Genomic DNA, 12,898 nt, shown 5'->3' on the forward strand with positions numbered 1-12,898 from the left:
ATTGACCTCTTACCTGAATCGAAATAAATCTCATTAAGATCCATGTAATTTAATTACAATTATGAAAAAAATGGAGGATGCAAAGTAACGATTTCAAACAATCGAAGCATTAATCAATATCAATAAACATGCAAAAATAACGTGCCTCACGCAGATTGTTACGCAAAAGTTAAACATAATATTCATTTATAACCCAAAAAAAGTGGGCAACAGCATCGAGTTTTGATTGCATTTCATCCTCACTAAATTGTAGGATACTTACAGATTTCGCTGGTTTTTGTGATTTTAGTTACATAAAAACTCGGTGAAACGTCGGTGTTATCCCACTCCCACCTATATAAATCACTAGATTGTGATACTAAAAACCGGGATTCCACCAAGGATTGTTTTTCTCGCAATATTTTTCTGCGAGATACGGAAAGGAATCAAAGTCGCCAACCTAGGCTGACTTCGAATCAAAACTATAAAGGACAGGACGTAGAACTGAACTAGTTTCGACTAGCACATTTGCGCCTATTGAACTGGAAGGATGTATCTATGGTAGATAGAGAGCAAAATGCCCAAGGTCTATACACTCCGGAACTGGAGCATGACGCTTGTGGTATCGGTTTTGTTGCTCACCTTAAAAACCGTAAATCACACGAAGTAGTTACTCAGGCACTGGATATGCTAGCCCGTATGGAACACCGCGGTGGTCAAGGTTGTGACCCGTGCAGTGGCGACGGTGCAGGTATCTTATTGCAAAAGCCCCATGAATTTCTGCTAGAAGAAACGGTAAAGCTTGCTATCAAGCTGCCCTCTTTTGAGAAATACGGTGTCGGTGTTGTACTTTTCCCCAAAGATGAACACAAACGAGCGCAATGTCGCGATATTTTAGAACGTAATGCACAGCGTCTAGAGCTAGACGTTATTGGTTACCGTGTTCTACCAACTGACAACTCAATGATCGGCGCAGATCCTCTAAGCACCGAGCCTCAATTTGAGCATGTGTTTGTCTCTGGAGGACCAGGTATTACGCCTGAAGAATTAGAGCGTAAGCTTTACGTACTGCGAAATTACACTGTTCGCGTATGTCTAGAAAGCGTGTCGAATATTGGCGATGACTTCTACATCAACTCGATGTCTTACAAGACAGTGGTGTACAAGGGTCAGCTAACGACAGAGCAAGTACCTCAATACTTCTTAGATCTACAGAATCCAACAATGGTGAGTGCGCTTGCGCTTGTTCACTCTCGATTCTCTACCAATACATTCCCACGCTGGCGTCTTGCTCAGCCTTTCCGTTACATTGCTCACAATGGTGAAATCAACACAGTTCGCGGTAACCTGAACTGGATGAAAGCTCGTGAGGCGATCATTGAATCTGACTTGTTTACTCAAGCAGAGATCGACATGCTACTGCCTATCTGTCAGGAAGGTAGCTCGGATTCATCTAACTTCGATATGGCACTTGAGCTCCTAGTCCTATCTGGTCGCAGCCTGCCACATGCGTTGATGATGATGATCCCTGAAGCATGGCAAGAAAACAAAAACATGGACCCAACTCGTCGCGCGTTCTACCAATACCACGCAAACGTAATGGAACCATGGGATGGCCCTGCATCGGTGTGTTTCACTGACGGTGTTCAAGTAGGTGCGACGCTTGACCGTAACGGTCTACGCCCTTCTCGCTACACAGTGACCAAAGATGACTTCCTAGTGATGGCTTCTGAGTCTGGTGTTGTTGAGATTGAGCCTGAGAACGTTGAGTTCCGCGGTCGTCTACAACCAGGTCGAATCTTCGTTGCTGACCTAGAACAAGGCCGCATCATTTCTGATGAAGAAGTGAAAGATGGCATTGCATCAGCGCAGCCATACGAAAAGTGGGTTGAAGAAAACCTACTGAGTTTGAAGAAGCTGCCTGATGCAAGTAACGAATTCAACCAACCATCACCAGAGAAGCTACTGCACAAGCAGCAAGCATTTGGCGTAAGTTCAGAAGAAGTTAACGAAATCATCGTACCTATGGCGAAGGATGGCAAAGAGCCACTTTCAGCAATGGGTGCTGACTGGCCGCTAGCGATTCTTTCGCACCAATCGCAACATCTTTCGAACTACTTTAAACAGCTATTTGCTCAGGTAACCAACCCACCTATCGATCCGATTCGTGAGCGCATGGTTATGTCTCTGAACACTTACCTAGGTAAAGATCAGAACCTGCTTGCTGAGTCACCACAGCACTGTCAAAAAGTAGAGCTTGAGTCTCCAGTTCTATCTAACTCTGAGCTTGAGAAACTGCGTGCGATTGATAACGAACACCTTCAAGCCAAGACGCTAGACATTGTTTTCCAAGCAAGCGAAGACGAAGGTAAACTAGAGCGCGCGCTTAAGCGTATCTGTCAGTATGCTGAAGATGCAGTCATCGATGGTTACTCAATCATCCTTTTAACTGACCGTGCCGTTAACTCTAACCACGCCGCGATTCCAGCTATGCTGGCCGTTGGTGCTGTTCACCACCACCTGATCCGTAAAGGTCTACGTGCCAAGTGTGATATCGTGGTTGAAACAGGTGATGCACGTGAAACGCACCACTTCGCAACGCTTGTCGGTTATGGTGCTAACGCTGTTAACCCATACCTAGTTATCGAAACTATGGTTGAACTGCAGCGCACTAAGAAGCTTGATCCTGAAACAAATATTCGTGATCTATTTGAGAACTACCGTAAGTCTATCAACGGCGGTCTACTGAAGATCTTCTCTAAGATGGGGATCTCGACGCTACAGTCTTACCACGGAGCACAGATCTTCGAAGCGCTAGGTATCAGCAAGTCCGTTGTCGATAAGTACTTCACAGGTACGGTTTCACGCATCCAAGGTCTAACGATTGACGATATCGCGAAAGAAGTACTAGTGCGTCATCGCATTGGTTACCCTACACGTGAAATTCCAGTACAAGTTCTTGATGTCGGTGGTGTTTACCAGTGGAAACAGCGTGGTGAAAAACACCTGTTTAACCCTGAGACAATTTCACTACTGCAAGAATCGACTCGCAACAAAGATTATGCCCAGTTCAAGGAATACGCGAAAGCAGTTGATGATCAAGGCGATAACGCAGCAACACTGCGTAGCCAGCTAGATTTTGTTAAAAACCCAGCTGGTTCAATCCCGCTAGCAGAAGTCGAGCCAATCGAAAACATCCTTAAGCGTTTCGCAACAGGTGCGATGTCATTCGGTTCTATCTCGTACGAAGCACACTCAACGCTGGCAGTTGCGATGAACCGCATTGGCGCGAAATCGAACTCTGGTGAAGGTGGTGAAGACCCAACTCGCTTCGAGCGCAAAGAGAACGGGGATTGGGAACGCTCAGCAATCAAACAGGTTGCTTCAGGCCGCTTCGGTGTGACTTCTTACTACCTCACTAACGCAGATGAGCTACAGATCAAGATGGCTCAAGGTGCGAAACCAGGTGAAGGGGGTCAGCTACCAGGTGATAAAGTTGATGACTGGATCGGTGCAACACGTCACTCGACTCCTGGTGTCGGTCTAATCTCACCACCGCCGCACCATGATATCTACTCAATCGAAGATTTGGCCCAGCTAATTTACGACTTGAAGAACGCTAACCGCGCTGGTCGTGTCAACGTTAAGCTCGTTTCGGAAGCTGGCGTAGGTACTATCGCGTCAGGTGTAGCGAAAGCCAAAGCAGACGTTGTCTTGATCGCCGGCTTCGATGGCGGTACAGGGGCATCACCGATGTCGTCTATCCGTCACACAGGTCTACCTTGGGAGCTTGGTCTAGCAGAAACGCACCAAACTCTAATCAAGAACGGTCTACGTAACCGTATCGTGGTTCAGTCTGATGGTCAGATGAAAACACCTCGCGACCTTGCAGTAGCAACGCTGCTAGGTGCTGAGGAATGGGGCGTGGCAACAGCAGCATTGGTTGTTGAAGGTTGTATCATGATGCGTAAGTGTCACAAGAACACCTGTCCTGTTGGTATCGCAACTCAGAATAAGACTCTACGTGAGCGCTTTGATGGCCGCGTAGAAGACGTAGTGACATTCTTCCACTACATGGCTGAAGGTCTACGTGAAGTGATGGCTGAACTTGGCTACCGCACTATCGATGAGATGGTTGGTCAGTCGCACAAACTCAAAGTTCGTGAAGACATCAAACACTGGAAATACAAGAACCTAGACCTATCACCTGTGCTTCATATCGAGCAAGCACGTGAAGGCGATGGCATCTACAACCAAACAGAGCAAAACCACAACCTAGAACAAGTTCTAGACCGCAAGTTGATTCAAGCTGCTATCCCTGCACTTGAAAAAGGCGAAGCAGTGAATGCTGAATTCCCTATCATCAACACGGATCGCTCTGCAGGTACCATGCTATCGAACGAAATCTCTAAGGTTTACAAAGATACAGGTCTACCACAGCCAATGAACGTCAAGTTTACAGGTTCTGCGGGTCAGTCATTCGGTGCCTTCCTGGCTAAGGGCGTGAAGTTCGAGGTAGAAGGCGATGCGAACGATTACTGGGGTAAAGGTTTATCTGGCGGTACGTTAGTGCTTTACCCAGACGCAAAATCTTCAATCGTCGCTGAAGATAACATCGTTGTTGGTAACGTATGTTTCTACGGTGCAACGTCGGGTGAATCATACATCCGCGGTATGGCTGGTGAGCGTTTCTGTGTACGTAACTCAGGCGCGAAAGTTGTTGTTGAGGGTGTTGGTGACCACGGTTGTGAATACATGACAGGTGGTGTCGCAGTAATCCTTGGCTCAACAGGTCGCAACTTTGCAGCTGGTATGAGTGGCGGTGTGGCTTACGTTTGGGATAAGTCAGGCGACTTCGAAACCAAGCTAAACCCTGAATTGGTAGACCTAGATCCAATCGAAGCAGAAGATCGCGAACTACTGAAAGATATGCTAACTAAGCAAGTTCAATTCACAGGAAGTGAAGTTGCTCAGTCTTTCCTAGACAACTTTGAAGCAAGCCTAGAAACCATGGTTAAGGTAATGCCGCGTGATTACAAAGCGGTACTTCAGAAGCGTAAGGCTGAAGCAGAGCAAGCACAAACGGAACAAGTGGAGGCAGTATAATGGGTAAGCCTACTGGATTTTTAGAACATGGTCGTGAGCTTCCAAACAAGCTCGACCCTTCGGTTCGTATTGAAGACAACAAAGAATTCGTTCTGAACGAAGAGTTTGGTGACAAGATCAATACTCAGGCTTCTCGTTGTATGGACTGTGGTGTTCCTTTCTGTCACAGCGGTTGTCCGATTGGCAACATCATCCCAGAATTTAACGACGCGGTTTACCGTGACAGCTGGGAAGAAGCTTGGAACATTCTAAGCTCAACCAACAACTTCCCTGAATTTACTGGTCGTGTATGTCCTTCTCCTTGTGAGAGTGCATGTGTTCTCGGTATCAACCAAGACCCTATCACTATCTGTAACATCGAGAAAACGATTGTAGAAACTGCATACCGTAAAGGGTACGCAAAACCGAAAACACCTCGTTCTCGTACAGGTAAAACCATCGCGATTATCGGCTCAGGTCCTGCGGGGCTTGCTGCGGCTGAACAGCTAAACAGTGCTGGTCACTCAGTGACAGTATTTGAGCGTGACGAAAAAGTCGGTGGTCTCCTGCGCTTCGGCATTCCAGACTTTAAATTGGGCATGGATGTGATTGATCGTAAGATCAACCTAATGGCTGATGCGGGCGTTGAGTTCAAAGTAAACCAACACATCGGTGTTGACGTTAATGCGCAACAGCTTCGTCAAGAGTTCGATGTGGTACTACTAACCGGTGGCTCAACGGTTCCACGTGACCTTCCTGTTCCAGGTCGTGAACTGAAAGGCGTTCACTTCGCAATGGAATTCCTAGGTCAAAACAACCGCCGCGCAAACGACATGGATCTTAAAGGTGAAGAAATTCACGCCAAAGACAAGCACGTTGTGGTTATCGGTGGTGGTGATACTGGTTCTGACTGTGTTGGTACGTCTAACCGTCATAAAGCAGCAAGTGTTACTCAGGTTGAGATCATGCCGATCCCACCAGAGAAGCGCCCAGCAAACATGCCTTGGCCTCAATACCCAATGATCATGAAGACAACCACTTCTCACGAAGAAGGTTGTGATCGTCATTGGAATATTTTGACTAAAGAGTTCATCGGTAACGAGCAAGGTCAAGTAACAGGTCTACGCATTGCTGATATCGTATGGAAAGATGCAGTACCTGGTGAGCGCCCTACTTTTGAAGAAGTTGCGAACTCTGAACGTGTTATCCCATGTGATATGGCCTTCCTAGCCATGGGTTTCTTACACCCAGAACCAACAGGTGTACTTGCTCAACTTGATATCAAACTTGATGAGCGCGGTAACGTAGCAACTGAAGGCTTTTCAACCAATCAGAAAGGTGTCTTTGCAGCTGGTGATATGCGTACAGGTCAATCACTTGTCGTCCGTTGTATCAACGAAGGTCGCGAGTGTGCGATTGCTATTGATGATTACCTAATGGGTAACTCCAATCTTGAAGCAAAAGCAGACTCACTGATGCTCTCAGCATAATAATTAGCCACCTAAGAAACTCATTTAGTAGATTCTAGGTGGTTAAGCATAAACAATCATTCCTTCCAAACTTTTCCAATTGACCAGTACATTGTGCTGGTCTTTTTTATTTTCCCAAAACACCCTTTGTTGCAAAATTGTAACAATAAAAACCTTAAACTTCTGAATTATATAGGTTATTACAGCGCATTCAGTGGTAAATCGCATATTGGCGTGATATTCCACCAAGAACTTGACCTTTTTTGCAATAACCTATACGTTGTGAAGTCGATGAAAATGAATTCGTCCAATTTTGTTAAATATTTTAAGAATATTTACTGCATATCTATCCGATATATAACAATTAGAACGCATAGTTAGTCATACATACCAACCCTTTTGATGTTGGTAGTTCTGTCGGGATGACAGAGAAGCAAAGGGAGAATTGCAATGGCTTTATATGATCCTCGTCTTGAAAAAGACAACTGTGGATTTGGCTTGATTGCACATATGGAAGGTGAGCCAAGCCATAAACTGGTACGCACCGCAATTTCAGCACTTGACCGCATGACCCACCGTGGTGGTATCGCCGCTGACGGAAAAACGGGTGATGGCTGTGGTCTTTTATTACAAAAGCCCGACTCATATCTTCGTCTTATCGCTGAAGAAAATGGTTTCAACCTCGGCAAACAATATGCTGTAGGTATGATTTTTTTCAATCAAGACCCTCTTAAAGCTCAACAAGCTAAAGACATTATTAATCAAGAGCTTGCAAAAGAGACATTGACCGTCTCAGGTTGGCGAGAAGTGCCGACCAACTCGGCAGTGTTAGGCCCAATTGCGGCTGATTCACTGCCCAATATTCAGCAAGTTTTTATCTCAGCACCTGCCGGGTGGCGTGAGCGCGACATTGAACGACGCCTGTATATCGCTCGCCGCCGAATTGAAAAACAGATCGTTGACGATAACGAGTTTTATATTTGTAGCTTGTCGACTCAAGTCATGGTGTACAAAGGTCTGTGTATGCCCGCAGACTTACCTAGGTTCTACTTAGACCTCGCCGATCTACGCATGGAATCAGCTATCTGCCTGTTCCACCAGCGTTTTTCGACTAACACTCAACCGCGTTGGCCTCTGGCTCAGCCATTCAGGTATCTCGCCCATAATGGTGAAATCAATACGATTCAAGGCAATAGGCAGTGGGCGCGAGCACGTGCTTATAAATTTGCTTCGCCGCTCCTACCCGACCTGCAAACGGCCGCACCTTTCGTCAATGAAACGGGATCAGATTCATCAAGCTTAGATAACATGCTCGATCTGTTCTTAGCGGGTGGTATGGATATCTTCCGCGCTATGCGAATGCTTGTTCCACCTGCGTGGCAAAACCACCCGGATATGGACCCAGATCTACGCGCCTTCTACGACTTCAACTCGAAACATATGGAACCGTGGGACGGCCCGGCTGGTATCGTGCTTTCCGATGGTCGATATGCGGCATGTAACTTAGATAGAAATGGCCTACGCCCTGCTCGTTATGTGATCACTAAAGACAAGCTGATCACTCTTGCATCAGAAGTCGGTATTTGGGATTACGCACCGGATGAAGTCGCAGAAAAAGGCCGCGTAGGCCCCGGTGAACTGCTCGTGGTGGATACTCGCCAAGGCAAGCTATGGCAATCAAGCGAAATTGATAATGATCTTAAAGGTCGCCATCCATATAAAGAGTGGATGGATAGCAATGTTCATAAACTTACACCATTCTCGCAGTTAGCCGAAGATCAAGTAGGTGAACGTAGCTTTGACGATGACCAACTTAAGACCTACCAAAAACAGTTTGCGATGAGCAACGAGGAAGTCGATCAGGTCCTTCGTGTTCTGGGTGATATGGGTCAAGAAGCCGTTGGCTCAATGGGTGATGACACGCCAATGGCAGTGCTCTCTTCAAAAGAACGCCTTGTCACTGACTATTTCCGTCAGAAATTCGCGCAAGTAACCAACCCACCGATCGATCCATTGCGTGAAAAACACGTTATGTCGCTTGCAACCAGTATTGGTCAGGAGATGAATGTCTTCTGTGAAACCGATGGTCACGCCCATCGAGTCACCTTTGATTCGCCTGTTCTGCTTTACTCAGATATGAAGCAGTTGCTCGAGCTAAACGATCAACACTATGGCAACTCAGTACTGGATATTAACTACGATCCTCAAGAGAAAGATCTCGAAAAGGCAATCTTAGATCTTTGTGAACAAGCTGAGCAGGCAGTAAAAGATGGCTCTGTGCTCGTGGTTCTTTCCGACCGAGCATTACGCAAAGGCATGTTGCCTATCCCAGCCGCGATGGCAGTAGGCGCAGTGCAAAGCCGCCTAATAGAAGCTAACTTGCGCTGTGACGCTAACATCATTGCTGAAACAGGAACGGTGCGCGATCCGCATCAATTTGCGGTTCTACTTGGCTTTGGCGCAACCGCGGTTTACCCGTATCTCGCCTATGAAGCCTTAGGCAAAGTGATTGATGATGGAGCGATCGATAAGAGCTATCGCGAAGTGATGCAAAACTACCAGTACGGCATCAACAAAGGCCTGTACAAGATTATGTCTAAGATGGGCATTTCAACGGTCGCTTCATACCGTTGTTCTCAGTTGTTTGAAGCTGTCGGCCTAAGTCAGGAAGTTGTCGAGCTATGCTTTAATGGTGTTACAACCCGAATTCAAGGTGCAAACTTTGAAGACTTTGAGCAAGACCTTTACAACCTTTCTCGCAAAGCTTGGGCGAAACGCAAACCTATCGAACATGGTGGGCTGCTCAAATATGTCCACGGTGGTGAATACCACGCCTACAACCCAGATGTTGTAGGAACCTTACAAACCGCAGTTAAGTCCGGCGACTCTTCCGACTATAAGAGTTTTGCCAAACAGGTCAATGATCGCCCTGTGGCTATGCTGCGTGACTTAATGCAACTGAAGAAATCAGACTCACCGTTAACACTGGAACAAATCGAACCAAGCACTGAACTGTTCAAACGATTTGATTCAGCAGCGATGTCTATTGGTGCTTTAAGCCCTGAAGCTCATGAAGCTCTGGCAGCCGCTATGAACCGACTGGGTGGCTACTCAAACTCCGGTGAAGGTGGTGAAGATCCACGCCGTTTTGGTACTGAACGTAACTCTCGTATCAAGCAGATTGCCTCAGGACGTTTTGGTGTAACACCTCACTACTTAACTAATGCTGATGTCTTGCAAATCAAGGTTGCACAAGGGGCGAAGCCTGGTGAAGGCGGTCAGTTACCGGGGCATAAGGTCACGGCTGAAATCGCTAAACTGCGCTATTCAGTGCAAGGGGTAACCCTTATCTCCCCTCCTCCTCATCACGATATCTATTCGATTGAGGATTTGGCTCAGCTTATCTTCGACCTTAAACAGGTCAATCCGAATGCTCTGGTATCGGTGAAGTTGGTTTCTGAACCTGGTGTCGGCACTATCGCAACAGGGGTTGCCAAGGCTTACGCCGATCTGATTACCATTTCTGGTTATGACGGCGGTACGGCAGCAAGCCCACTCACCTCAGTAAAATATGCAGGTAGCCCTTGGGAACTCGGCCTTGCCGAAACTCAGCAGGCTCTAGTTGCCAATGGTCTTCGCCACAAGATTCGCCTCCAAGTTGATGGTGGCTTGAAAACTGGCTTAGATGTGGTCAAAGCGGCAATTCTTGGTGCAGAAAGCTTCGGTTTTGGTACCGCCCCAATGGTCGCGATGGGTTGTAAGTTCCTACGTATTTGTCACCTAAACAACTGTGCGACAGGTGTTGCTACGCAAGATGACACCTTACGTAAAGAATACTTCAAAGGCCTACCTGAGATGGTAATGAACTACTTTGTCGGTCTTGCTGATGAAGTGCGCGAGCTGTTAGCTGAACTTGGTGTTGAAAAGCTAACAGATCTCATTGGTCGTACCGATCTACTGGAAGCAGTAGAAGGTATGACAGCCAAACAAAGCAAGCTCGATCTATCTAGTATTCTTGAAGCACCAGTGTCACCACAAAACCATCCGCTTTATTGGACCGAGCCAAACGCTCCATTTGACAAGGCAGAACTCAATCAAAAGATCGTTGAAGATACCTTAGCGGCTGTAGAGGCTAAGCAAGGTGCTGACCTCTTCTATAACGTCATTAACACTGACCGTTCAATTGGCGCTCGTCTTTCAGGTGAAATAGCCAAACGCTACGGTAACCAAGGTATGGCTGCAACGCCGATTAAACTTCATCTGGATGGTACCGCGGGTCAGTCATTTGGAGTCTGGAATGCGGGCGGTGTTGAACTCTACCTGACGGGTGATGCCAATGACTATGTCGGTAAAGGCATGGCTGGCGGTAAGATTGTTATCAAGCCGCACCAAGGTACCGCCTTTAGATGTAATGAGGCGACCATCATAGGCAACACCTGTTTGTATGGCGCAACAGGCGGCAAGCTATTTGCGGCAGGTACTGCAGGCGAACGCTTTGGGGTGCGTAATTCTGGCACCATCTCTGTGATTGAAGGCGCTGGCGATAATGCTTGCGAATACATGACAGGCGGTATTGTTGCCATTCTTGGTGCGACTGGCGTGAACTTTGGTGCTGGTATGACAGGCGGCTTCGCTTACGTCTTGGATGAAAACGACGACTTCCAAGGTCGCGTGAACCAAGAATCGGTAGAGGCAGTTGCCCTTTCTGAGCTCTATATTCATCAGGAACATTTACGTGGCTTAATTGCAGAACACTTAGAAGAGACAGGATCTGCTCACGCAGAAAACATCTTAGCGAACTTTGATGAATGGATTCCAAAGTTCTACTTAGTGAAACCTCAAGCAGCAGACTTAAACACCCTGCTAGGCCATCAAAGCCGCAGTGCCGCAGAACTGCGCGTTCAAGTCCAATAATTCATGGAGGATGTTTGAATCATGAGTCAGAACGTATACCAATTTATCGACGTACAACGCGTAGATCCTGCGAAAAAGCCGATTAAAACTCGTAAGATTGAGTTCGTCGAAATTTATGAACCCTTTACTAAGCAGCAAGCCACTGCGCAAGCAGATCGCTGCTTAGACTGTGGTAACCCTTACTGTGAATGGAAATGTCCGGTTCACAACTATATCCCGCAATGGCTAAAGCTCGCCAATGAAGGACGCATATTAGAAGCGGTTGAGCTCTCTCACCAAACTAACAGCTTGCCTGAAGTATGTGGTCGAGTATGTCCTCAAGATAGGCTGTGTGAAGGCTCTTGTACCCTAAATGACGACTTTGGTGCGGTAACGATTGGTAATATTGAAAAGTACATTACCGATAAAGCGTTTGAGATAGGCTGGAAACCAGACATGTCCAAAGTCGAGTGGACAGATAAGAAGGTTGCCATTATCGGCGCAGGACCAGCGGGCCTTGCAGCGGCAGATATCTTAGTTCGTAACGGCGTCAAGCCCGTTGTTTTCGATCGCTACCCTGAAATTGGTGGCCTACTCACTTTCGGTATTCCATCGTTTAAGTTGGAAAAAGGGGTCATGGAGAATCGTCGTCGAGTCTTTAGCGAAATGGGCGTCGAGTTCAAACTCAACATTGAGGTGGGGAAAGACATCCAAATGCAGGAGCTTGTCGATGAGTATGACGCTGTTTTCCTTGGCGTCGGCACCTACAAGAATATGCGTGCGGGTCTAGACAACGAGGATGCTCCTGGTGTCTATGACGCTCTACCTTTCTTAGTATCAAATACCTATAAGGTAATGAGCTTAGAAGATGACCAACCATTTATTGATATGGCAGGGCAAAAAGTGGTCGTCCTTGGTGGTGGTGATACCGCCATGGACTGTGTACGTACATCAATTCGTCAAGGTGCCGATAACGTCATTTGTGCTTACCGCCGCGATGAAGCCAACATGCCGGGCTCTCGTCGTGAGGTAAAAAATGCCAAAGAAGAAGGGGTTAACTTTATGTTTAACCTTCAGCCACTAGGACTTGATGTCGACAGCTCAGGCAAAGTCAGCGGTGTCAAAGTGGTCAAAACGGCATTGGGTGAACCAGATGAAGCGGGGCGCCGTCGCCCAGAACCTGTAGAAGGCAGTGAACATGTATTGGAAGCCGATGCCGTTATCATGGCATTTGGATTCCAACCCCACCAGATGAGTTGGCTTGAACCATATGGCGTAGAACTCGATCAATGGGGACGTATCAAAGCACCATCTGATCAAGAGTTTATGTTCCAGACGAGCAACAAAAAGATCTTTGCCGGAGGAGATGCCGTTCGCGGATCTGATCTTGTTGTTACTGCGATTGATGAAGGGCGTAAAGCAGCAGAAGGCATTCTCGATTATCTAGAAGTCTGATCCAATTTTTGCCTCTA

General features: G+C 46.9%; 4 protein-coding genes. All 4 read left to right on the forward strand.

What is annotated here, in order from left to right; all coding sequences use genetic code 11:
- Positions 1-537 precede the first annotated feature (537 nt).
- The gene (gene gltB, locus APB76_RS21185) at positions 538-5,085 is read left to right on the forward strand and encodes a glutamate synthase large subunit (RefSeq protein WP_049842914.1); all 4,548 of its coding nucleotides are present in this window, start codon (positions 538-540) and stop codon (positions 5,083-5,085) included.
- Positions 5,085-6,554 (forward strand): glutamate synthase subunit beta, encoded by a 1,470-nt coding sequence (locus APB76_RS21190; RefSeq protein ID WP_049842915.1) that lies wholly within the window; start codon positions 5,085-5,087, stop codon positions 6,552-6,554. Before gltB (APB76_RS21185) ends, APB76_RS21190 begins: the two co-directional genes overlap by 1 nt.
- 429 nt (positions 6,555-6,983) lie before the next feature.
- On the forward strand, positions 6,984-11,447 hold the full coding sequence (gltB, locus tag APB76_RS21195) for a glutamate synthase large subunit (protein WP_054962026.1): 4,464 nt from the start codon (positions 6,984-6,986) through the stop codon (positions 11,445-11,447).
- A 21-nt stretch (positions 11,448-11,468) separates the two neighbouring features.
- A complete protein-coding gene (locus APB76_RS21200) occupies positions 11,469-12,881 on the forward strand; it encodes an FAD-dependent oxidoreductase (RefSeq protein ID WP_054962027.1) in 1,413 nt (470 codons plus the stop codon).
- Positions 12,882-12,898 lie beyond the last annotated feature (17 nt).

This window comes from Vibrio bivalvicida, from assembly GCF_001399455.2.
Lineage (GTDB): Bacteria > Pseudomonadota > Gammaproteobacteria > Enterobacterales > Vibrionaceae > Vibrio > Vibrio bivalvicida.

What these genes read in the sequence shown, in the direction of transcription:
- gltB (WP_054962026.1), top strand. Translation starts at nt 6,984, where the DNA reads ATGGCTTTATATGATCCTCGTCTTGAAAAAGACAACTGTGGATTTGGC.
- APB76_RS21200 (WP_054962027.1), top strand. Translation starts at nt 11,469, where the DNA reads ATGAGTCAGAACGTATACCAATTTATCGACGTACAACGCGTAGATCCT.
- APB76_RS21190 (WP_049842915.1), top strand. Translation starts at nt 5,085, where the DNA reads ATGGGTAAGCCTACTGGATTTTTAGAACATGGTCGTGAGCTTCCAAAC.
- gltB (WP_049842914.1), top strand. Translation starts at nt 538, where the DNA reads ATGGTAGATAGAGAGCAAAATGCCCAAGGTCTATACACTCCGGAACTG.